22 protein-coding genes are annotated in these 20,701 nt (G+C 60.2%); 14 read left to right on the forward strand and 8 right to left on the reverse strand.

The features are described from left to right. Positions 1 to 54: 54 nt before the first annotated feature. The 6 genes from G5137_RS13480 to galE all read left to right on the forward strand — a co-directional run bounded on the left by G5137_RS13480 (position 55) and on the right by galE (position 6,259). Positions 55 to 534, forward strand: a complete 480-nt coding sequence (locus G5137_RS13480; RefSeq protein ID WP_115521758.1) for a DUF1456 family protein — start codon at positions 55 to 57, stop codon at positions 532 to 534. Between the two features lie 34 nt (positions 535 to 568). Beyond that, positions 569 to 1,456, forward strand: a complete 888-nt coding sequence (locus G5137_RS13485) for an N-acetylmuramoyl-L-alanine amidase (protein WP_421255530.1) — start codon at positions 569 to 571, stop codon at positions 1,454 to 1,456. A 155-nt stretch (positions 1,457 to 1,611) separates the two neighbouring features. Further along, positions 1,612 to 2,079 carry a Dps family protein gene (locus G5137_RS13490; protein ID WP_021229540.1) on the forward strand — a complete coding sequence of 156 codons (468 nt, stop codon included), beginning with the start codon at positions 1,612 to 1,614 and terminating at the stop codon, positions 2,077 to 2,079. Between the two features lie 289 nt (positions 2,080 to 2,368). After that, positions 2,369 to 4,018 (forward strand): hydroxylamine reductase, encoded by a 1,650-nt coding sequence (gene hcp, locus G5137_RS13495; RefSeq protein WP_421255556.1) that lies wholly within the window; start codon positions 2,369 to 2,371, stop codon positions 4,016 to 4,018. 121 nt (positions 4,019 to 4,139) lie between these two features. Then, positions 4,140 to 5,129 (forward strand): FAD-binding oxidoreductase, encoded by a 990-nt coding sequence (locus G5137_RS13500; RefSeq protein ID WP_421255531.1) that lies wholly within the window; start codon positions 4,140 to 4,142, stop codon positions 5,127 to 5,129. A gap of 116 nt (positions 5,130 to 5,245) precedes the next feature. Next, a complete protein-coding gene (gene galE / locus G5137_RS13505) occupies positions 5,246 to 6,259 on the forward strand; it encodes a UDP-glucose 4-epimerase GalE (protein WP_421206921.1) in 1,014 nt (337 codons plus the stop codon). 69 nt (positions 6,260 to 6,328) lie between these two features. Here the strand turns inward: galE and G5137_RS13510 are convergent, their stop codons facing one another. Further along, positions 6,329 to 7,030, reverse strand: coding sequence for a phosphatase PAP2 family protein (locus G5137_RS13510; RefSeq protein ID WP_421255532.1), 702 nt, complete (start codon positions 7,028 to 7,030; stop codon positions 6,329 to 6,331). Between the two features lie 258 nt (positions 7,031 to 7,288). Here G5137_RS13510 and mpl point away from each other — a divergent pair, with 258 nt between their 5' ends. Together mpl and G5137_RS13520 are read left to right on the forward strand one after the other, a co-directional pair. Next, positions 7,289 to 8,659, forward strand: coding sequence for a UDP-N-acetylmuramate:L-alanyl-gamma-D-glutamyl-meso-diaminopimelate ligase (mpl, locus tag G5137_RS13515; protein WP_118854605.1), 1,371 nt, complete (start codon positions 7,289 to 7,291; stop codon positions 8,657 to 8,659). After that, complete coding sequence (locus tag G5137_RS13520; RefSeq protein WP_128815641.1) at positions 8,656 to 9,267, forward strand: flavin prenyltransferase UbiX; 612 nt, start codon at positions 8,656 to 8,658, stop codon at positions 9,265 to 9,267. The genes mpl and G5137_RS13520 overlap by 4 nt, the downstream gene beginning before the upstream one ends. Before the next feature lie 72 nt (positions 9,268 to 9,339). Here G5137_RS13520 and G5137_RS13525 read toward each other — a convergent pair whose 3' ends face one another. Further along, the gene (locus tag G5137_RS13525) at positions 9,340 to 9,954 is read right to left on the reverse strand and encodes a TetR/AcrR family transcriptional regulator (protein ID WP_042079938.1); all 615 of its coding nucleotides are present in this window, start codon (positions 9,952 to 9,954) and stop codon (positions 9,340 to 9,342) included. A gap of 201 nt (positions 9,955 to 10,155) precedes the next feature. Between G5137_RS13525 and hpt the strand changes: the two genes are divergently transcribed. The 3 genes from hpt (at position 10,156) to G5137_RS13540 (ending at position 12,485) form a co-directional block, all read left to right on the forward strand. Continuing rightward, complete coding sequence (hpt, locus tag G5137_RS13530) at positions 10,156 to 10,686, forward strand: hypoxanthine phosphoribosyltransferase (protein ID WP_005362861.1); 531 nt, start codon at positions 10,156 to 10,158, stop codon at positions 10,684 to 10,686. Between the two features lie 111 nt (positions 10,687 to 10,797). Next, positions 10,798 to 11,715, forward strand: a complete 918-nt coding sequence (locus G5137_RS13535; protein WP_005354634.1) for an ABC transporter ATP-binding protein — start codon at positions 10,798 to 10,800, stop codon at positions 11,713 to 11,715. Next, positions 11,712 to 12,485 carry an ABC transporter permease gene (locus G5137_RS13540; protein WP_236294737.1) on the forward strand — a complete coding sequence of 258 codons (774 nt, stop codon included), beginning with the start codon at positions 11,712 to 11,714 and terminating at the stop codon, positions 12,483 to 12,485. Before G5137_RS13535 ends, G5137_RS13540 begins: the two co-directional genes overlap by 4 nt. 59 nt (positions 12,486 to 12,544) lie before the next feature. Here G5137_RS13540 and G5137_RS13545 read toward each other — a convergent pair whose 3' ends face one another. Next, positions 12,545 to 14,635 carry a hypothetical protein gene (locus G5137_RS13545; RefSeq protein WP_421255533.1) on the reverse strand — a complete coding sequence of 697 codons (2,091 nt, stop codon included), beginning with the start codon at positions 14,633 to 14,635 and terminating at the stop codon, positions 12,545 to 12,547. A gap of 245 nt (positions 14,636 to 14,880) precedes the next feature. Here G5137_RS13545 and G5137_RS13550 point away from each other — a divergent pair, with 245 nt between their 5' ends. The 3 genes from G5137_RS13550 to G5137_RS13560 all read left to right on the forward strand — a co-directional run bounded on the left by G5137_RS13550 (position 14,881) and on the right by G5137_RS13560 (position 16,359). Then, entirely contained in the window at positions 14,881 to 15,288 is a 408-nt protein-coding gene (locus tag G5137_RS13550; protein WP_421206913.1) for a hypothetical protein, read from the forward strand. Positions 15,289 to 15,407: 119 nt separating this feature from the next. After that, positions 15,408 to 15,827 (forward strand): MauE/DoxX family redox-associated membrane protein, encoded by a 420-nt coding sequence (locus tag G5137_RS13555; protein ID WP_160881351.1) that lies wholly within the window; start codon positions 15,408 to 15,410, stop codon positions 15,825 to 15,827. 4 nt (positions 15,828 to 15,831) lie between these two features. Then, positions 15,832 to 16,359: a rhodanese-like domain-containing protein gene (locus tag G5137_RS13560; protein ID WP_042063117.1), complete on the forward strand. Its 528-nt coding sequence runs from the start codon at positions 15,832 to 15,834 to the stop codon at positions 16,357 to 16,359. 83 nt (positions 16,360 to 16,442) lie between these two features. Here the strand turns inward: G5137_RS13560 and G5137_RS13565 are convergent, their stop codons facing one another. From G5137_RS13565 to folK, 5 genes are all read right to left on the reverse strand, one after another. After that, positions 16,443 to 17,807 carry a cation:dicarboxylate symporter family transporter gene (locus tag G5137_RS13565; protein WP_421255534.1) on the reverse strand — a complete coding sequence of 455 codons (1,365 nt, stop codon included), beginning with the start codon at positions 17,805 to 17,807 and terminating at the stop codon, positions 16,443 to 16,445. 152 nt (positions 17,808 to 17,959) lie between these two features. After that, positions 17,960 to 18,310, reverse strand: coding sequence for a putative quinol monooxygenase (locus G5137_RS13570; RefSeq protein WP_005354654.1), 351 nt, complete (start codon positions 18,308 to 18,310; stop codon positions 17,960 to 17,962). Between the two features lie 24 nt (positions 18,311 to 18,334). Beyond that, positions 18,335 to 19,192 carry a pantoate--beta-alanine ligase gene (gene panC / locus G5137_RS13575; RefSeq protein WP_421255535.1) on the reverse strand — a complete coding sequence of 286 codons (858 nt, stop codon included), beginning with the start codon at positions 19,190 to 19,192 and terminating at the stop codon, positions 18,335 to 18,337. A 200-nt stretch (positions 19,193 to 19,392) separates the two neighbouring features. Further along, entirely contained in the window at positions 19,393 to 20,187 is a 795-nt protein-coding gene (panB, locus tag G5137_RS13580; RefSeq protein ID WP_128815565.1) for a 3-methyl-2-oxobutanoate hydroxymethyltransferase, read from the reverse strand. After that, a complete protein-coding gene (gene folK / locus G5137_RS13585; protein WP_216980231.1) occupies positions 20,184 to 20,693 on the reverse strand; it encodes a 2-amino-4-hydroxy-6-hydroxymethyldihydropteridine diphosphokinase in 510 nt (169 codons plus the stop codon). Before folK ends, panB begins: the two co-directional genes overlap by 4 nt. Positions 20,694 to 20,701: the final 8 nt, after the last annotated feature.

The following is a 20,701-nucleotide window of genomic DNA, read 5'->3' on the forward strand; positions in this document are numbered from 1 at the left end:
TCTGACGCGAGGGCCGCCAGATGGTAAAGTTGCGCCGTTTACACAGGAGTCAGCATGACCAACAACGATATTCTGCGCCGTCTGCGCTACGCCCTCACCATCAGCAACGACCAGATGGTCGAGATGTTTGCCAAGGGCAACCTGGCGGTCACTCACGCCCAGCTGCACAGCTGGTTGATGAAAGAGGCGGCGGAAGGTGAAGAGCAAGAGGCAGGCTATGTCGCCTGTCCCGACTCGGCTCTGAGCCAGTTCCTCGACGGCTTCATCATCGCCCGCCGCGGCGTGCGGGAAGATGCACCGGCCCAGGTGATCCCGAACCGGATCAACAACAACATGATCCTGCGCAAGCTGCGCATCGGTCTCAACTTCAAGGAAGAGGACATGCTCGGCACCCTCAAGCTCGCCGACTTCAACCTCTCCAAGTCCGAGCTCAGTGCCCTGTTCCGCTCCAAGGATCACAAGCACTATCAGGATTGCGGGGATCAGATCCTGCGCAACTTCCTGATCGGTCTCACGGCCAAATACCGCGGCTAACCAGCCGCGCGACTGACCAGACCGGGCCTTCGACATGTGCCAGCGACTCACTCCTCCCACGCTCAGCAACCAGGCTGCAGCAGGGGGATGGCGCTGGCGCAGTCTTCTTCCCCTCTTCTTTCTGCCACTGGTTCTGCTGCTGGGCGCCTGCACACCGTCCGAGTACCAGCTATCTACCCGCTATCAGAGCGCCAACCAGAATGAGCGGATCGCCTTTCTGATCCTCCACTACACCGATGAAGATGATGCCAATTCCTTGCGCCTGCTGACCGAGCCGGAGCACAAGGTGAGCGCCCACTACCTGATCCCCCGCGACAGCCACAAAACACCGCTCACCGTCTATCAGCTGGTGCCGGACAACGCGCGCGCCTGGCATGCAGGACGCAGCCGCTGGCACCAATATGCCGGGCTCAATGCAAGTTCCCTTGGCATCGAGATCGTCAACCTCGGCTATCCAGCAGAAGATGAGCCGCTGGCCCCCGATGCCCGCCGCTGGCAACCCTATACCCCGCAGCAGATTGCCGCCGTCGGCGCCCTCAGTCGGGAGCTGGTCGCCCGCTACCAGATTCCACCGACCCAGGTGCTGGGCCACAGCGATGTCGCCCCCGAGCGCAAGCAGGATCCCGGCCCCTACTTCCCCTGGCGCCAGCTCTATCTGACGTACGGAGTCGGCGCCTGGCCCGATGAAAGTCGGGTGGCCGAGTTACTGGCCAGCCCCTTGCCCGATTGGGATACGGCCATGTGGCAGCAGCAGCTGGCCCGCTATGGCTATGGCCTGCCCCGGAGCGGCCAGTGGGATGAGCAGAGCCGCGCCGTCATGGGCGCCTTTCAGCTCCACTTTCGCGCCAGCAAGGTCGATAGCGAACCGGACCGCGAGTGTCAGGCCATCCTGATGGCGCTGCTCGAAAAATACTTCCCCTAATCCTCATCCATTGCCCCCGTCGCTGCGTACTGTTTGATAGCTGTTAGCTATCAAACAGTTAGGCACAAGCAATTGTCCCTGCATTTTGCAAGGCGTTATCCTGATTGCGTTCCGAAAGAGAATTTAAAACCGATTTCCAAATCTGGAGGTGAATGATGAAAAGCCCGATTGGTCTTGATACTGCTCAATCACAAGCCCTGGCAGCCGAGTTGAACAAATTGCTGGCCAGCTACCAGATCCTCTACATGAACGTGCGCGGCTTCCACTGGAATATCCGTGGCAACCAGTTCTTCGAGCTGCACCTGAAATTTGAAGAGATTTACAACGACCTGCTGCTGAAAGTCGATGCACTGGCCGAGCGGATCCTGACCCTGGATGGCGTGCCCATGCACAGCTTCAGCGACTACCTGAAAGTCTCTGCCATCCCGGAGCAAAAAGGGCTGCACGATGGCCGCGCCTGTGTCGAATCCCTGCTGGAGAGCTTCCGCGAACTGCTGGTCGCCCAGCGCCGTATTCTGGGTCAGGCCGCCGAAGCCGGTGATGAAGGCACTGCCTCCATCCTCTCCGACTATGTGCAGCAGCAGGAAAAACTGGTCTGGATGCTGCGCGCTTATCTGGCCTGATAGTGAACCAAGCTGACTACAGCGTACGTATGATTGCTTGAGTAAGTACCGGGCCGGAAGCGCCTGACCAGACCACGGCCCAATCTGTCTGATTGTTATGTTCTGTTGCAAACCTGAGTTGTCTCTCCTTTTATCCACCCGCTTGCCGCCCTGTTTGGGCGGCTTTTTTTGTTTTTGATCTGCATCAAGGGAATCTTAATTGGCAAATTGAATGCCTATTAAGTTTTTCGCGAGAGGAATAGAATCGCCACAAAACAGACAACTGAAATGTCCAATTAGGAGAGGCATGATGTTTTGTGTGCAATGTGAACAGACTATTCGTACCCCGGCTGGCAACGGCTGTGCCTACGCACAAGGTATGTGCGGCAAGACGGCTGAAACCTCGGATCTGCAGGATGTGCTGATCTATACCCTGCAGGGGCTCAGCGCCTGGGCGCTGGCCGCCCGTGAGCAGGGCATCATGGATCGCGAAATCGATGCCTTCGTGCCCAAGGCCTTCTTCGCTACCCTCACCAACGTCAACTTCGACTCGAATCGCATCGTGGCCTACGTCAATCAGGCCCTCGCCTATCGCCAGCAGCTGGCCGATCGTCTGAGCACCATGGCGGTGCAGGTGAACGACTTGCCACACTCCGCTTACTTCGAACCCGGTGCCGAACTGCTGGAACAACTTGCCCATGCCGCACCAGCCGCCCCGAATCGGGGCAAGAGCGAGGTGAACGAAGACATCATGGGGCTGCGTCTGCTCTGTCTCTACGGCCTCAAGGGTGCAGCCGCCTATATGGAGCACGCCCGGGTGCTGGATCAGCAGAGTGACGAGGTGGCCGCCGAATTCCACCGCATCATGAGCTGGCTCAGCACAGATCCGAGCGAAATGGGTCGGCTGTTCAACTGCGCCATGGAGATCGGTCAACTCAACTTCAAAATCATGGAGATGCTGGATCTCGGTGAAACCAGCGCCTTCGGCCATCCGGAGCCGACCCGGGTCAGGGTCACGCCGATCCCCGGCAAGTGCATTCTGGTCTCCGGCCACGACATGATGGATCTCAAACTCATTCTGGAACAGACCAAGGGGACCGGCATTCATGTCTACACCCACGGCGAGATGCTGCCCGCGCTGGCCTACCCCTTCTTCAAGCAGTACCCCCATCTGGTGGGCAACTACGGCTCCGCCTGGCAAAACCAGCAGAAGGAGTTTGCCAACTTCCCGGGCGCCGTGGTGATGACCTCCAACTGCATCATCGACCCGAATGTGGGCAACTACTCGGATCGCATCTTTACCCGCTCCATCGTCGGCTGGCCGGGCGTCACCCATCTGGAGGGGGATGATTTCTCCGCCGTGATCGCCAAGGCACAAGCGCTGGAAGGCTTCAAGCACACCGAGCTCGAGCACTTCATCACCATCGGCTTTGCCCGCAACGCCCTGATGCAGGCTGCGCCCGCAGTGATTGAGAAGGTCAAAGCCGGGGAGATCAGCCACTTCTTCCTGGTGGGTGGCTGTGACGGCGACAAGGCCGAGCGCGCCTACTTCACCGAGTTTGCCAAGGCGGCGCCGCGCGACAGCCTGCTGCTCACGCTGGGCTGCGGCAAATACAAGTTCAACAAGCTCGACTTTGGCGACATCGGCGGCATTCCGCGTCTGCTGGACGTGGGTCAGTGCAACGATGCCTACTCCGCCATTCAGTTGGCGCTGGCACTCTCCGAGGCGTTCGAGTGCGGGGTCAACGATCTGCCGCTGACGCTGGTGCTCTCCTGGTTCGAGCAAAAAGCCATCGTCATTCTGCTCACCCTGCTCTCCCTCGGGGTGAAGGACATCCGCACCGGGCCAACCGCCCCCGCCTTCCTCACCCCGGCGCTGCTCAAGGTACTGGAGGAGCAATTTGGCCTGAAAGGGACCACCACGGCCGAGGCTGACCTGGCCGAGATCCTGGCGGCCTGATCGGTACCTCATGTTGTAAGCGTTTGGCGAGCCGCCCGGCTCGCCTTTTTTCTGGATCCGGCTTTTTCACCAGACGTTTTTCAAACCGTTTCAAACCTTATCAAACCCAAGGAGCCTTGTGATGACCTCTCTCACGCTCACCTGCATTGGCCGCCAACAGAACACCCACGACGTCGTGAGCTGGCAGCTGGCGCCCCTTTCCGGCAGCCTCCCTCCCGTACTGGCTGGCCAGTGCATCACCCTGCACACCGAGATAGACGGCCAGCCGGAGTGCCGCGCCTATACCCTCTCCTCCAGCCCGCAGGATGCATGCTGGCAGGTCACCATCAAGGATGTGGGACGGGTCTCTCGCCATCTTCACCAGACCTTGCAGGTGGGAGACAAGATCCGGGCCGATGGTCCGTTCGGCGATTTCAACCTGACCACCTTGCCTTGCGAACGGCCACTGCTGCTCAGTGCCGGTTCCGGCATTACCCCCATGTGGTCCATGTTACGGGACGAGCTGGCCAAACGGCCGGATGCCGATATCCGCTTTATTCACAGCGCCCGCTCGCCAGCAGATGTGATCTTCGCAGAGGACTTGGATACGCTGGCAGCGGCTCATTCAGGCGTACGTCATGCCCTGATTCTGGAAGAGGCCCCAGCAGATCACCCCTGGATTGGCCGACTCACCCCAGCCATGCTGGCCGAATTGGCCCCAGACCTTCACGAACGCCATGTCTATCTCTGCGGTCCGGCCCCCTATATGGCGGCGGTCAGAACCATGCTGACGAAGCTGGGATTGCCGCCGGAGCAGCTGCATCAGGAGTCCTTCGGTCTTCCTCCCGCAGAGCCCATCAAGACCACCAGCGACCACTTCTGGCTGACCCTGAAAAAGAGCGGCAAGAAAGTGAAAATCCTGCCGGGTCAGACCCTGCTGGCGGCGCTGGAAGCGGCGGGCGAAACCATAATGGCGGCTTGTCGCGCCGGGGTATGTGGCAGCTGTCGTTGCACCACCACAGGTGACATCGAGCGCCAGAGCGTGATGACCTTAAGTGCTCAGGATCTGGAGAGCGGCGTTGCTCTAGCCTGCTCCTGCACCGCGAAAGGGGATATCAGTCTCGATTATTGAGGCGTGGTGCAGGCTTTTGTGAGGTGCGGTGAAGGCGTCATCGGTATCCCAACCTTTTCCCAAGTAGACAGGGGCGCTAGACTCGGCCCCAGTTTCACCAGAACACGGGATAAAAAATGACAATACTGGTCACAGGGGGCGCTGGCTATATCGGCTCCCACACCCTGGTTGAGCTGCTCGGCGCGGGGCAGCAGGTCGTGGTACTCGACAACCTCTCCAACTCCTCACCGGAGTCACTCAAGCGGGTCGAGCAGATCACCGGTAAACCGGTCACCTTCGTCGAAGGGGATGTGCTGGACAGAGCCTGCCTGCAGCAGCTGTTCGCCAACCACCAGATCGAATCGGTCATCCACTTCGCCGGCCTCAAGGCGGTCGGGGAGTCGAGCCAGATCCCGCTCACCTACTACCAGAACAACATCAGCGGCACTCTGGTGCTGTGCGAAGAGATGGCCAGGGCCGGCGTGTTCCGGCTGGTATTCAGCTCCTCGGCCACCGTCTATGGCGATCCCGCCTCGGTACCGCTGCGGGAAGATTTCCCCACCAGCGCCACCAACCCCTATGGTCGCTCCAAGCTGATGGTGGAGGAGATCCTGCGCGATCTCGCCAAATCCGATCCCCGCTGGGCTATCGTACTGCTGCGTTACTTCAACCCGGTCGGCGCCCACGAGAGCGGCCTGATTGGTGAAGATCCCAACGGTATCCCCAACAACCTGCTGCCCTATATCAGCCAGGTGGGTGTCGGCAAGCTCAAGGAGCTGGGGGTATTTGGCAACGACTACCCGACCCCGGATGGCACCGGCGTGCGCGACTACATCCATGTGGTGGATCTCGCCATCGGTCACCTCAAAGCGCTGGCACGCATCAAGAGCGACACCGGTGTCTTCACCTACAACCTGGGTACAGGTCAAGGCTACTCGGTACTGGAGATGGTCAAGGCGTTTGAAGCGGCCAGCGGCCGACCCATTCCCTACCAGATCAAACCCCGTCGCCCGGGCGACATCGCCGAGTGCTGGGCAGAGCCGACGCTGGCCCGTTCCGAGCTGGGCTGGCAGGCAGAGCGCGGTCTGGAGCAGATGATGGTCGATACCTGGCGCTGGCAAAGCAACAACCCGAACGGCTATCAAGGCTGATCTCTCGCGGGTTGATAACAAAACGCCCCGACATTTTCATGTCGGGGCGTTTTATTTTGCGACGTTCAATCAGTGGGTCTGACTGCGCAACAGCGGCACACGGGCCAATCGGGGGGCGAGGCGCTCTATCAGCCGATCCGCCAGCGGGGTCAGCAGCAACCAGGGCAGACAGAGGGTCGCCAGCCCCAACGCGCCGACATAGACATCGGTAAACCAGTGAGCGCCAGCCAGAATGCGCGGCGCGGAAAAGATCGGCACTATCAGCAATGCGGTGACTCCCGCCCAGCGCGGCAGATAGCGCAGGGCAAAACCGGCAAAGATCATCAGGAACAGGGCGTGATCCCCCGGGAAGCTATCACCGGAAGAGTCCTTGGTCGGAATAGCGCTGATCTGGGTCACCCGCAGCGCATCGGCCACCATCAGGGTCGGACTGGGTCGCTCCACCGGCAATCGGTGACCAAGCTGGTTGATCACCAGAGCACTCAGCAGCATCACTATGCCCATCGCTACCAGTTGGCGACGACCCGCCAGATCCCGGGCAAAGAAACAGCGGGCCAGGATCAGCCCCATACAGGCCAGCACCGCCAGATCGAACAGCCGGTTATTGGTGATAGCCACCAGATCGGCCCACAGAGCCGACTGGCCGAGCCAGCCGTTAACGGTGTGAAAAATCGCGAGGTCCCACTGATCCCAGGGACCATGAGCGGGCAGCGCAGCCCAACTGATGGCCACCAGACCACCGACCAGATAGCAAAGCAGGAACTTGCCCATGGGGACTCTCCTTTGGAAAAGGGCAATATCGTAAAACTGTAAAGTGCGTCACAAAACCGAAGAATTGTAAGAAAGTGCGACATAATATCAAGCTTCAAATAAAACCCAAAAATCCATTCAAGCCTCACACACCCCAACAGCGCCAAGATTTCTGCCTTCGGTGCTGCATCTGTGGGCCTCTCACCATGAGTGCGGCTTGTGCCACCACCGCAACACCCCCTAGAATGCGCACTTCCCTTTACTGCGAAAGGAAGCGGTATGCATATTCACATTCTCGGGATCTGCGGCACCTTTATGGGTGGTCTGGCGGTGTTGGCAAAACAGCTTGGTTACCGGGTGACCGGTTCGGATGCCAACGTCTATCCCCCCATGAGTACCCAGCTCGAGCAACAGGGCATCGAACTGACCGAAGGCTATGACCCCTCCCAACTCGATCCGGCGCCGGATCTGGTAGTGATTGGCAACGCCATGAGCCGCGGCAACCCCTGTGTTGAATATGTGCTGGACCGCAATCTACCCTACATCTCCGGCCCCCAGTGGCTGCTGGAGCACGTGCTGCAGGATCGCTGGGTGCTTGCCGTCGCCGGCACCCATGGCAAGACCACCACCGCCAGCATGCTGGCCTGGGTGCTGGAGTACGCCAAGCTGGAGCCCGGTTTCCTTATTGGCGGCGTGCCGGGCAACTTCCCGGTCTCGGCTCGTCTCGGCTCCGCCCCCTTCTTTGTCATCGAAGCGGACGAGTATGACTGCGCCTTCTTCGACAAACGCTCCAAGTTCGTCCACTACCATCCGCGCACCCTGGTGATGAACAATCTGGAGTTCGACCACGCGGACATCTTCCCGGATCTCGCCGCCATCCAGCGCCAGTTCCACCACCTGATGCGCACCGTGCCGAGCAACGGCCGGGTGCTGTTCCCGCAAGCCGATGACAACCTCACCGCCGTACGCAAGATGGGCTGCTGGAGCGAAGTGGAGCTAGTGGGTCAGAACGACGCCAAGTGGAAGGCGGTCAAGCTGGCCGATGACGGCTCCGCCTTCGAGGTGTGGCTGGATGGCGAAAAACAGGGCGAGGTGCACTGGGAGTGCATCGGCGAACACAACGTCAACAACGGTCTGATGGCCATCGCGGCCGCCCGCCATGCTGGTGTCATGGTGGAGCACGGTATTGCGGCGCTCTGCCAATTCAAATCCCCCAAACGGCGGATGGAGCTCAAAGGCGAGGTGGCTGGCATCAGTGTCTATGACGACTTTGCCCACCACCCCACCGCCATCGAGACCACTCTCGGCGGCCTGCGCGCCAAGGTGGGAGAAGCCCGTATTCTGGCGGTGCTGGAGCCACGCTCCAACACCATGAAGCTGGGGGTTCACAAGGAGGAGCTGGCTGGCTGCTTCGATGGCGCCGACGAGGTGTTCTTCTTCCAACCCCCCAACATCGGCTGGGATCTCGGCGAGGTGACGGCCCATATGACCCGACCGGCCAAGGTATTCAACGATCTGGAGACCTTGATCAACCGGCTGGTGGCCGAGAGCCGCGATGGCGACCATATTCTGATCATGAGCAACGGCGGCTTCGGTGGCATTCATGACAAGCTGATCGCCCGCCTCAAGGATTACCACGGCGAACTATGAACAACGCGATCACCCTGGCGCTGACTGGCGCCTCCGGCGCCCCCTACGCCCTGCGCCTGCTCCAGTGTCTGGTGCAGGCGGACTATCGGGTCTACCTGCTCGCCTCATCGGCGGCTCGTGTGGTACTCAAGACCGAGCAGCAACAGGATTGGCCGGGCTCGCCGAAAGAGCTCTCTGCCTATCTTTGTCGCCAATATGGCGCCAAGGAGGGGCAGATTGTCGCCTGCGGCAAGGAGGAGTGGTTCTCGCCGGTGGCCTCCGGCTCGGCCGCGCCCAAACAGATGGTGGTCTGCCCCTGCTCTATGGGCACAGTCTCGGCCATTGCCAACGGTACCTCGGACAACCTGCTAGAGCGGGCAGCGGATGTGGTGATCAAGGAGCGCGGCCAGCTGATCCTAGTACCCCGCGAAACCCCCTTCTCGGCGATCCATCTGGAGAACATGCTGAAACTGGCACGGCTCGGGGTGACCATCATGCCTGCCGCGCCCGGTTTCTATCATGAGCCGAAAAGCATCGAGGATCTGGTGGACTTTATGGTCGCCCGCATCCTCGATCATCTCGGTGTCGAGCATGAGCTGACCCACCGCTGGGGCTATGGCCACCACTGAGGTGACCGCCACATTCGGCCATAAAAAAACGGCGCCACTCAATGAGTGACGCCGTTTTTTCGTTAAGTCGTGTTAGCGAGCCTGAATTGGCGCCGTCACGTACTTGAACAGGAAATCAGTCACCTCTTGGCGCGCCGGGCGCTGAGGTTGATTGATCATCTGCATCATCACATAGCCAAAACCGGTCAGAGAGCGGGCCAGATCCTGTGCTGACAGCACGCTGGTGATCTCCCCTGCATCCATGGCGGTTTGCAGCTCGCTGGCGATCAGCTCAAGGCAGTGATCGAGCAGCCGGGTATAGCGGGGCCATACCTCTTCCCGAACCGATGAGCTCCACTCCAGCCAGATACCGGCATAATCCGGTTGATCGTAGGCGGCATCGACAGAGAGGCGTACATGACGCTGGATCTTGTCGAAAATGGAGCCCTGGTCACCGTATGCCTGCGACAGCATCTGGTTCACAAAGCGTTCGATCTCGGCCAGCACCTCATCTACCAACTCCTCGCGGGTGTTGAAATAGTTGAAGACGGTAGCCACAGAGACCTTGGCCTGTTCGGCTATCTCGGCGTGACCTGCACGGCCAATGCCGCGACGGGAGAACACCTCGATGGCACATTCCATCAATTGGGAGCGACGAGCTTCCGGCGACAGCCGGGTACGACGTCTTATTTCTGCGCGTGGTTCCATAGTTTTTATCATCTAATAGTTATTGATTATGGTGTTTATAGTATTTTAACTAATCATGCCTGAGTGCCTGCTAACTCTATCAATTAAAATAAGCCGATAAAAGCACCACGTATCTCTAGCACCCTTCAACATGAGTGGTAGAATCATCGGTTTTGATATTCATGAACGGCCAAATCCCCTTTGGCCTTATGGGAGTAAGTGATGAAACACACCGTCGAGGTGATGATCTCCGAGGCTGAAGTAGCCGCCCGGATCGCCAAATTGGGTGAAGAGATCACCGCCCGCTATCAGGGTTCTGACGAAGTCGTGATGATTGCGTTGCTGCGCGGTTCCTGCATCTTCCTGGCCGACCTCTGCCGCCAGTGCAAGCTGCCCATCACCCTGGACTTCATGACCGCCTCCAGCTACGGCTCCGGCATGCACAGCACCCGTGACGTCCGCATCCTCAAAGACCTGGACGATGACATCAAGGGCAAGGATGTGGTGATCGTGGAAGACATCATCGACACCGGTTACACCCTCAACAAGGTGCGCGAGATCCTCTCCCTGCGCGAGCCGAAATCCCTGGCCATCTGCACCCTGCTGGACAAACCCTCCCGCCGCGAAGTGCAGGTGCCGGTCGACTGGATTGGCTTCGCCATTCCGGACGAATTCGTGGTCGGCTGTGGCATCGACTACGCCCAGAAGTACCGCAACCTGCCGTTTATCGGCAAAGTGGTACCTCAGGAGTAAGCCAGGTTCAGGAATATCACGGGTGAAGCGGCCTTGCGCCCTTTACTCTGTGCAGGCGGCCTTGGCCGCCTTTTCTGTATCGAGCCGGATTCAACCATCACAGAGGTTGCAATGAACGCACTGGAAATCAGCGGCCTGAAAAAGACCTATCAGGGGGGCGTCGAAGCCCTTAAAGGCATCGATCTTACCGTCAGGCAGGGGGATTTCTTCGCCCTGCTAGGCCCGAACGGCGCGGGCAAATCCACCACCATCGGCGTCATCAGCTCGCTGGTGAATAAGAGCGCCGGCAAGGTGAAGGTGTTTGGCTACGACATCGACAGCGACCTTGAACAGGCCAAGGCCCAGCTCGGACTGGTACCGCAGGAGTTCAACTTCAGCCAGTTCGAGAAGGTGATCCAGATTGTCACCCATCAAGCCGGCTTCTACGGCGTGCCCAAGGCAGAAGCCAAGATCCGCGCCGAGAAGTACCTGCGCCAGCTCGATCTGTGGGAGAAGCGCGACATGCCAGCCCGCACCCTCTCCGGCGGCATGAAGCGCCGGCTGATGATCGCCCGCGCCCTGATGCACGAGCCCAAGCTGCTGATCCTCGATGAACCGACCGCCGGGGTCGATATCGAGATCCGCCGCTCCATGTGGACCTTCCTCAAGGATCTCAACGAGCAGGGCGTCACCATCATCCTCACTACCCACTATCTGGAAGAGGCGGAGATGCTCTGCCGCAACATCGGCATCATCGATAAGGGTCGTCTGATCGAGAACACCAGCATGAAGAATCTGCTGGGCAAGCTGGGTCGCGAGACCTTCCTGCTCGACCTTGCGCCAGGTTCTGCCGTACCTGAAGTGCCAGAGTTCAACGGCCGCATGCCAGATGAGCGCACCCTTGAAGTGGATCTCGACAAGAGCCAGTCACTCAACAGCCTGTTCGAGCAGCTGTCGAACCAGCAGGTGCAGGTCGTGAGCATGCGCAACAAGGCCAACCGACTGGAAGAGCTGTTCGTCAATCTGGTCGAAGAGGGGAGAAAAGCATGAATCTGGCCATCTATTACATCGCCTTCAAGAGCATTCTGGCCAAGGAGGTGAGCCGCTTTACCCGGATCTGGATCCAGACCCTGGTGCCACCGGCCATCACCATGAGCCTCTACTTCGTCATCTTCGGCAACCTGATCGGTTCGCGCATCGGTGACATGGGTGGCTTCACCTACATGGAGTTCATCGTGCCCGGCCTCATCATGATGTCGGTGATCACCAACTCCTACTCCAACGTCGCCTCCTCCTTCTTCAGCGCCAAGTTCCAGCGCAATATCGAGGAGATGCTGGTCGCGCCGGTGCCAAACTACGTCATCATCGCCGGTTACGTGGGCGGAGGCGTGGCACGCGGCCTCTGTGTCGGCCTTATCGTCACCCTGGTGTCGCTGTTCTTCGTGCCGCTGCAGATCCATCATCTGTTCAGCGTCTGCTTCACCGTGCTGCTGACCGCCATCCTCTTCTCGCTGGGTGGCCTTATCAACGCGGTGTTTGCCAAGACCTTCGACGACATCAGCATCATCCCCACCTTCGTGCTGACACCGCTCACCTATCTGGGTGGGGTGTTCTACTCCATCAGCCTGCTGCCCCCCTTCTGGCAGGGTGTCTCCCAGGTGAACCCCATCATCTACATGGTGAACGCGTTCCGTTACGGCTTCCTCGGCATCTCCGACGTGCCACTCGGCACCGCCTACCTCATCATCATCGGCTTTATCGTGGCCCTCTACGGTCTGGCCTGGTGGCTTATCTCCCGGGGTACCGGACTGCGCCACTGATGACCAAAACGGGCACCTCGCGGTGCCCGTTTTCATTGTCCTGCCGGCCTCGGGATGACCTAGACCCGGATGGCGTGATCCTTTAGCAGCCGGGCGGTGAGATCAAGCTTCTCGTTACGCTCGGGAACCGTGACGCCCCCCTGCTCATCGACCCGCTCCTGACCGAAAGCATCGTCGATAGCCTGCGCCATGGCGGTGCGACCAGCCGCGAGATCGGGATCGATCAGGCTCTCCTGCATCCGGATCCGGTTCTCGCTGGCCGCCAGCTGCAGTTCCTCCAACTGGGTGGCGAGAGTGACAATCCGGTTATCGACCCGCTGGGCCAGTTCGAAGAGACGGTTTTCATTCCCTGCCGCCATCGCCAGTCCATCTAGCTGCTCCCCTTTGCGCTGATCAAAGTTGCTTACCGCACGAGCAGCCAGCTCCAGTGCATACGCCTTGGTTGCCATGGCGTTGACTCCGCCCTCCCAACCGACATCGGACCCCACCCCCAGTGTCACGCCAAGGGTAGTATGAAACTTGGCTCCCTGTGGCCCGAAAGCCGCAGTGGCACCGGCCGATGCACCTACCCCCAGATTGGCGGAGGCGCGTACCTTGGCCGAAAGGCTATAGGCATCCGCATACTGACTCTTGAGCAGATTGAGCTGGGCACTCCCCTCTGCTTTCATACCAGCAAAGGCCGAGGCGTTGGCCGTTACGCTGACCACTGGCCCATTGGGCGTCATGATAGCCGCAGAACCGGCCTCCAGCTTGGCATTGGCGACCACCTCGGCAGAGCCTGCCAGCTTGGCGTTAAGCAGGTTGCCGATAGTCCAGCTCCCCTCAACCGACAGCCCCAGCCTGCTCACCAGCTCGGCACTGGCCCCGATGCGAAGCAGACTAAGGTCATGGGGCCCCGGGGTGTAACGCGAGCCGTCGGTATCATTGACGATCTTGTTCACCGGATTGAACACCAATGAGCCCTCCGCCTTGCCAATCACCAGCTCGGCCTTGGCACTCGCCTTGTTCTCCTGGGTCAGAGCCACCTTGCCGGCAAACTCTCCTACCGGTGTGTCGCGACGCCCCTCCCACTTGCCAATCTCGATCTTGGCGAAAGCCTCCACCAGCGCACTGGCACTGACCAGCCCGAGCCCGCCAAAGGCCTTCTGGCTCACAGGCTCACCCGGTTTCAGCTCCTTGCTGGCCGCAGAGAGAGGACTCTTGAGCTCGGCCCGCACACCACTCTGATAGTGCTTTCCTGATACGGCCTCTCCCTGCCAGAGCGCCTTCTCCTGCGCCTCGCGCTCAAGCCAGGGCTCATCCAGTCCATCCACAAGCGCGGTCAGCAGCTCGGTCCTGAGCAAACCAATCTCCCCCTGCTTGCTCACCTGCTGCTGAATGCTGAGATCCAGAACCTCCTTAAGGTGGCCCAGCTCCAGCAACTGGCTGTGGGTCAACAGGATATCGCGACCATTCTCCTCGGCAGTGGCTTGCGGCTTGAGCTCACCCAGTGCGGGCAGAGCCTGACGCAAGGTCCCGCAAAACAGCTGCCACTCGTGGCTTGTTGCGACCTCTTCACGGGTCGGCGCCCGCTCCAACCGTCTCGCCATCATCCCCTCACTCACCCCGAACATCAGGTCTAGCCCCCCTTGCAGCTCCCGCTTGAACAAGTCGTTGGCCCCCTCCTGTTGCAGGCGAGCCAACTCGCTGCACCACTGGCGGATCTGCTGGTTACTCTCGATAGGCTGATTGACCCTCCCCTGTTCGTTGCAGACCCACGCCAGCTGAAATGAGGGAGGCTTGCCACCCTGTGCCAACGCCTGACGGCGGACAGCGATGTCATCGACCAGTTTTTGCAACACGGGATCCTGCTGACGGGAGCGATTCTTGCCCGAGTCGATCCAGAACTGCAGCGCCTGTTCGATCTTCGCCAGCCCGGCCAGTGAAGGTGTTGGCTGGACCTGATAGTGCCGTACCACCTGCTTGACCGCCTTGAGTTCCGGGCTCTGCCGATGGCCAATACCGCGGCGGATCCCCCTCTCGAACTCCCGGCTACCGGCATCCAGCAGCCGTAGTCTGGCGTTGCCAAGGCGAGCAGTAGCAGGAGGTGTAGCATCAGAGCTTGTCTGCTGATGACGGCTTACATCGATATCCGGGGAGGCAATTTTCATGGCAAGAAACCTGCGTTGATGAGAGAGAAGATCCTCAGCGTACGCCGACCCCCCTTGTCACCCTGTCAGCGATGGTCCCGCTTTTTTAGGATTCGGACTGACCCGTAAAAGATGTCTGTCAGCTCACAATTTCGGCACAATCATTCGCCCCGCCGACCAAAAACGCTAAAAAAATGACGACAAGTGATAAGCAACCACCGATCAGCCGCATAGGGTGTCACTCTCTCCCTGCCCGAGGTTTGGCCATGTATCACGCTCTCATCACCGCCCTGTACACACAACTTGGACTTCCGCTTCCGGTGGCCGGACAGACAGCCACCACCCTCGCCATCAACGACGAACTGGTGCTGACGCTGGCAGAGGATGAGGGCCATCTGGTGATCTATCTGCTGCTACCGGGCCACGCCATGCCCAACACGCCCCTGCTCAACCACCTTGGCGACGAGCCGGTGTTTCTGCTGGATCAGACCGAGCAGGGAGAGACCCTGATCTGGGCCCACGAGTGGCTCGATCATCTGACGGTCGACAGCTTGCTGCTACTGCTCGAGCGGGCCATCGAGCTGGCTGCCGAACTGCTGACCCACCAGCACGACCGGGAGCAATCGACACAGCCACAGCATCCCGCCTCTACAACCGCCACCATCAGGGTCTAGCGCCCCCATTCTGGTCACTGCCCCGCAAAATCGAGATTTATCTTGTCCGGCATGGGTTTAGTCATTGCGGCTCAATCGGGAATTGTTAGAATTTACCACTCTCTATAAAGAGGTAGAACATGCCTGCGTTGTTGCGCATGCTGGCCAATCTGGCGTTGGGGGGATTCTTCCTCGCCTCCGCCGGGTTCAAGCTGGTATCCCCCGCCCTGTTCATCGAGCAGATCGGCGCCTTTGGCCTGATCTGGCCGCCGCTGATCCCGTTCGCCGCCTGGGGGCTGATCGCCCTTGAGCTCTGCGCAGGGCTTGCAGTCATCGCCAACCGGCGCTGGGGATTGTGGCTGGTGATCGGGCTGCTCGCCCTGTTTATTCCGGTGTTGGGCTATGGCGTTGCCATCGGGCTCGACATCTCTTGCGGCTGTCTAGGCAGGGCTGACCTCAGCTCGTTGCCGGAGGCCATTGTGCGGGATCTGCTGCTACTGACGCTTGCGGGCGCCCTGCTGCGAACTTCCCGCCCCGTTTTTCCCGTTCTAAAGGAGTAGTGACATGATGACATTGCGATCCCGCACCCTGCTGGCCTCGCTGATCGCCGCCAGCTTTGCCCTCGGTGGCTGTGGCGACAACCAGTTCGAGCAGGAGGTGAAGCTGGAGCAGTCGGCGGTGCAGCTGGCGCAAGAGACGCAGCAGGGGGGCTATCAGCTGCTGACCGTGGCCGAGCTGAAGACCCGGATGGACAAGGGCGAGGAGCTGGTGATCATCGACACCATGCCCTATGAGGACTCCTACAAGAAAGAGCACATCCCGGGCGCCAAGAACTTTGTCTTCGTGAAGGAGGCCAAGTCCGGCGACAACTGGAGCGAAATCGTCGAGGGGAGCGGCACGGCGGAGCAGTTCCAGGCGCTGCTGGGTGAAGACAAGTCCCGCCCGGTGGTGATCTACTGCGGCTTCGTCAAGTGCGGCCGCAGCCACAACGCAGCCGCCTGGGCGGTGACTCAGGGCTATCAGCAAGTCTATCGGGTACCGGGCGGCATCTTCGCCTGGAAAGGAGCCGGTTACCCCGTCTCTGCCGAATAACCGCGTCTGCCCACAAGGCAACACAGCCGATATGAAAGAAGCCCGCAACTGCGGGCTTCTTTCATATTGGGCAACACTCGGAGTTAACTGGCGGCCTGCGTCTGCGGCGGCTCTGCTTGGGCCAGCTGTTGCTTGCCCAGCAACCGCTTGGTGATCATGGCCGCCATGATGGAGCCGTTGACGTTGAGGGCGGTTCGGCCCATATCCACCAGCGGCTCGATGGCGATCATCACCCCCACCAGCGCGATGGGGAAATTGAGGGTGGAGAGCACGATAAGCGCAGCGAAGGTGCCGCCACCGCCGACGCCAGCCACCCCGATGGAGCCCAGCGCAATCACCGGCAGCAGAGTCAGCAGGAACAGGGGATCAAACGGGTTGATACCGAGCATGGGAGCAATCATCGCCACCATCATGGCCGGATAGATGCCGGCGCAGCCGTTCTGGCCGAGGTTGGCACCGAACGAGGCGGCAAAGTTGGCGATGCTGGAGGGCACCCCAAGACGCTGCTGGGTCTCGATGCTGAGCGGGATGGAGGCGGCGCTGCTGCGGGAGATAAAGGCGAAGGTGAGCACGCCCCACACTTCCCGCAGATAGTGCAGCGGGTTCTGACCGATCAGCAGCAGGATCACCATGTGCACCGCAAACATCGCCAGAATGGCGACGTAGCAGACCAGGATAAAGCCGAGCAAGCTGAGGATCTCGCTAAGCGGATAGTGGGCCACCACCCGGGCGATCAGCGCCATCACCCCATAGGGGGTGAGCGCAATCACCACCCGCACCATCTTCATCACCCACAGTTGCAGGGTGTCGATGGCCACGGCGGCGCGAGCACCCGCCTGCGGATGCTCCGCCTTCAACTGCAGCAGGGCAACCCCCGCCAGCACGGTAAAGATCACCACGCCGATCACCGAGAGGCCGCGGCTACCCGCCATATCGGCGGCAAAGTTGGTGGGCACCAGCGAGAGCAGCAAGGCAGGCAGGGTCTGGGCACTGTCGATGGTGCTCATGCTCTGTTGCAGGGCTGCCGTATCGCTGCCGTGACTCAGCAACCCGGCTGCCGTGAGACCGCTCAGGTGGGTGATGGTCATCCCCACCACACCGGCGATCATCACCAGGGTCAGCATGGAGCCGATCAGCACGGCGCTGATCTTGCCGAGAGACTGGGCCTGCTCCAGCTTGTTGATGGCGGAGAGGATGGAGGTGAACACCAGCGGCATCATCACCACCTTGAGCAGGCTGACATAGCCGCCGCCGATGATATTGACCCACTCTAGGGTCTGCTGAACGCCGGCATCATCGGCGCCCCAGCCCAGCTGCAGACCGAGACCAAACAGCCCCCCCAGCAGCAGACCGGCGAGCACCTTGCGCGACAGCGGCACCGTGGCGGGCAGCCGGGTCAGGGCAAAACAGAGCAGACAGAAAACAAGCGATGCAATCAGGACAAACATCATGAATACCTGTAGCGGCCATCAGGCCAAAAGTGGATAGAAACGAAGGGAGATGCGGGCTGGGCCGCAGAACAAAACGCCGGAATGCAGGAGAGTGCAGGCGTCAAAAAGCAGCGGACGCCCAAGAGGGCGTCCGCTGGCAATCGGGGGTATTACTTCTTTACTGGGGCGTCGTACTGTTCGGGTTCGTCGCTATAGACGCAGACATTCCACTTGGCAGCCAAACCATCTTCCGCCAGGCAGTAACGCTCGAAGAAAGCCTTGATCTCCGCGCGCTGGCAGTGGGCTTCGAAAGCCGCCATATCTTGCCAAATCTCGTTGAACACGATGGGAAAACTTTCCCCCTCGGCAAACGGGCTCGCGATGTGGCGGGTCACCCGATATTGCAGGCAACCATCCTCACGCAGGGTGTTGGGCTCGAGCGCCTGCAGCACCTGAAACAGGGCTTGCTCCTGACCGGGTTTGGGCAGGAATTGGGCAATGCAGTAAACCTTCTTGGACATGGGGTCCTCCTGGTTGTGGCGGGCTCAGGCTTGCTGCAGCGTGACCACTTGATTGTCGATAAGGCGGGCCTTGCCAAGATAAGCGGCCATCAGGATCACCAGCTGCGCGCTCTCGTCAGTGGCAGATTCGAGGGTGGCGGCATCGACGATGTTGATGGCATCGGTACGAAAACCGGCATTGTCGAGACGCTGGCTGGCCTGCGCCACCAAGGAGGGCAGGTGGTGGTCACCCTCTTCAATCTGCTCGGCGATCCAGTTCATGGTGCGCGCCAGCTCGGGGGCAATGGCCCGCTCGGCGGCAGTCAGGTAGCCGTTGCGGGAAGAGAGCGCCAGCCCGTCTTCGGCCCGCACGGTGGGCACGCCAACGATCTCGATGGGCATCGCCATGTCGGCCACCATCTTGCGAATAAGCGCCAGCTGCTGGTAATCCTTCTGGCCAAAGCAGGCCACATCAGGCTGCACCAGATTGAACAGCTTGGTAACGACTGTACTGACCCCGCGGAAGTGACCCGGGCGCAGCGCCCCCTCCAGCAGATTGGAGAGACCCGGCACCTCGACGAAGGTCTGGCTCGCCAGCCCCTGCGGATACATGATCTCCGGGGTCGGGGTGAACACCATATCGACCCCGGCCGCTTCCAGCGCAGCGCAATCCTGCTCCAGAGTGCGCGGGTAGTTGGCAAGATCCTCGGCCTTGTCGAACTGCATCGGGTTGACGAAGATGCTGACCACCACCTTCTCGGCATGGCTGTGCGCCTCTTTCACCAGCGTCAGGTGGCCCTGATGCAGGTTGCCCATGGTGGGCACGAATGCGATGGCACGCCCTTCACGGCGCCATTGGCTGATCTGCTCACGCAGAACGACGGGATTATTTACGACCAACATCAGCAGTTCACCTTCCGATAAATCAAAAAGAGAGACGGGTTGCATCTACCGGTAGCACTCGGGCGGGATGAAGCACGAAAATGGCTATCAGCAGTTCACCTTAGATGAATCAATAAGATACGGATTAGCTATACGGGTTAACTGTGCGAGGCTGAGAAGCAGAGACGGGGGCCGCAGCCCCCATCATGCAACTGCCAGGGTCAGTTGAAGCTGTGCTCCGGGCCGGGGAAACTCCCCTCGCTCACCTGCTGGACATAGAGGCGGATGGCGGCACGGACATCGCCGGTCTCGGCCAGGAAGTTCTTGGTGAACTTGGGCACATAGCCAGAGGTGACGCCAAAGGCATCGTGCATCACCAAAATTTGACCATCGGTCGCGGGGCCGGCACCAATGCCAATCACCGGGATGCGAAGCGCCTTGGTGATGCGCTCGGCCAGCGCAGTGGGCACACACTCGAGCACCAGCAGCTGGATACCGGCCGCTTGCAGTTCGAGGGCCTGGCGGTAGATCTCCTGCGCCTGAAACTCGTCACGCCCCTGCACCTTGAAGCCGCCAAAGACATGAACGGATTGCGGGGTGAGACCGAGGTGACCACACACAGGCACCCCGTTGCGGGTAAGGTGACGGATAGAGTCACAGAGCCAGTCGCCCCCTTCCATCTTGACCATGCGGGCACCGGCCGCCATCAGGCGGGCAGCGTTCTGGTAAGTCTGCTCGGGGGTGGCGTAGCTCATGAACGGCATGTCGGCGACCACCAGTGCCTTGCTGGCACCGCGCGCCACACAGCGGGTGTGATAGACCATCTCATCCATGTTGACCGCCAGGGTATCCTGACCCCCTTGCAGCACCATGCCCAGCGAATCGCCGATAAGCAGCACGTGGGCCCCCTCGTCGTCGAACAGCTTGGCAAAGGTGGCATCATAGGCGGTGATGGCGGTGAACTTTTGACCTTCCTGCTTCATCTTCAGCAGGCTGGCGGTGGTGATCTTGCTCATAGAGGCTCCTGTACGTCTGCACGCGGGGCAATGATGGCCAAATCATTGTGCGGGCAGCGGGCAACCAGTCGGGCGAGCGGGGTGCCGCAGGGCAGCACCAGAGCAGGCGCAATTTCGGCAAGAGGCAGCAGCACGAACTCCCGCTCCTTCATGCCGTAGTGGGGTACGATCAGGCGCTCATGGTTGATCACCTGATCCCCATAGAGCAGCAGATCGAGATCCAGAGTTCTCGGCCCCCACCGCTCATCTTTGCGCACACGTCCCTGTTCCAGCTCGATTTTTTGTAATTGATCCAGCAGCGCAAGGGGTGCGAGCCGGGTGTTGAGCCGGACCACGGCATTGACGTAGTCCGGTTGGTCAGCAGGCCCCATGGGGCGGCTGCTGTAAAACGACGAGGCCTGCACCAGCACAGATTCCGGCAACCTTGCCAGGGCGGCAACGGCGCGACGAGCCTGACCCAGCGGATCAGACAGGTTGGAACCAATGGCGATGAAGACCTCGGTCATCACGTCTG

This window comes from Aeromonas sp. 600282, assembly GCF_049175755.1.
Classification (GTDB): Bacteria; Pseudomonadota; Gammaproteobacteria; order Enterobacterales; family Aeromonadaceae; genus Aeromonas; species Aeromonas veronii_A.

Excerpts from the sequence above, each read along its gene's own strand:
- G5137_RS13480 (WP_115521758.1), top strand. The coding sequence starts at position 55 with ATGACCAACAACGATATTCTGCGCCGTCTGCGCTACGCCCTCACCATC.
- G5137_RS13485 (WP_421255530.1), top strand. The coding sequence starts at position 569 with ATGTGCCAGCGACTCACTCCTCCCACGCTCAGCAACCAGGCTGCAGCA.
- G5137_RS13490 (WP_021229540.1), top strand. The coding sequence starts at position 1,612 with ATGAAAAGCCCGATTGGTCTTGATACTGCTCAATCACAAGCCCTGGCA.
- hcp (WP_421255556.1), top strand. The coding sequence starts at position 2,369 with ATGTTTTGTGTGCAATGTGAACAGACTATTCGTACCCCGGCTGGCAAC.
- G5137_RS13500 (WP_421255531.1), top strand. The coding sequence starts at position 4,140 with ATGACCTCTCTCACGCTCACCTGCATTGGCCGCCAACAGAACACCCAC.
- galE (WP_421206921.1), top strand. The coding sequence starts at position 5,246 with ATGACAATACTGGTCACAGGGGGCGCTGGCTATATCGGCTCCCACACC.
- G5137_RS13510 (WP_421255532.1), bottom strand. The coding sequence starts at position 7,030 with ATGGGCAAGTTCCTGCTTTGCTATCTGGTCGGTGGTCTGGTGGCCATC.
- mpl (WP_118854605.1), top strand. The coding sequence starts at position 7,289 with ATGCATATTCACATTCTCGGGATCTGCGGCACCTTTATGGGTGGTCTG.
- G5137_RS13520 (WP_128815641.1), top strand. The coding sequence starts at position 8,656 with ATGAACAACGCGATCACCCTGGCGCTGACTGGCGCCTCCGGCGCCCCC.
- G5137_RS13525 (WP_042079938.1), bottom strand. The coding sequence starts at position 9,954 with ATGGAACCACGCGCAGAAATAAGACGTCGTACCCGGCTGTCGCCGGAA.
- hpt (WP_005362861.1), top strand. The coding sequence starts at position 10,156 with ATGAAACACACCGTCGAGGTGATGATCTCCGAGGCTGAAGTAGCCGCC.
- G5137_RS13535 (WP_005354634.1), top strand. The coding sequence starts at position 10,798 with ATGAACGCACTGGAAATCAGCGGCCTGAAAAAGACCTATCAGGGGGGC.
- G5137_RS13540 (WP_236294737.1), top strand. The coding sequence starts at position 11,712 with ATGAATCTGGCCATCTATTACATCGCCTTCAAGAGCATTCTGGCCAAG.
- G5137_RS13545 (WP_421255533.1), bottom strand. The coding sequence starts at position 14,635 with ATGAAAATTGCCTCCCCGGATATCGATGTAAGCCGTCATCAGCAGACA.
- G5137_RS13550 (WP_421206913.1), top strand. The coding sequence starts at position 14,881 with ATGTATCACGCTCTCATCACCGCCCTGTACACACAACTTGGACTTCCG.
- G5137_RS13555 (WP_160881351.1), top strand. The coding sequence starts at position 15,408 with ATGCCTGCGTTGTTGCGCATGCTGGCCAATCTGGCGTTGGGGGGATTC.
- G5137_RS13560 (WP_042063117.1), top strand. The coding sequence starts at position 15,832 with ATGATGACATTGCGATCCCGCACCCTGCTGGCCTCGCTGATCGCCGCC.
- G5137_RS13565 (WP_421255534.1), bottom strand. The coding sequence starts at position 17,807 with ATGTTTGTCCTGATTGCATCGCTTGTTTTCTGTCTGCTCTGTTTTGCC.
- G5137_RS13570 (WP_005354654.1), bottom strand. The coding sequence starts at position 18,310 with ATGTCCAAGAAGGTTTACTGCATTGCCCAATTCCTGCCCAAACCCGGT.
- panC (WP_421255535.1), bottom strand. The coding sequence starts at position 19,192 with ATGTTGGTCGTAAATAATCCCGTCGTTCTGCGTGAGCAGATCAGCCAA.
- panB (WP_128815565.1), bottom strand. The coding sequence starts at position 20,187 with ATGAGCAAGATCACCACCGCCAGCCTGCTGAAGATGAAGCAGGAAGGT.
- folK (WP_216980231.1), bottom strand. The coding sequence starts at position 20,693 with ATGACCGAGGTCTTCATCGCCATTGGTTCCAACCTGTCTGATCCGCTG.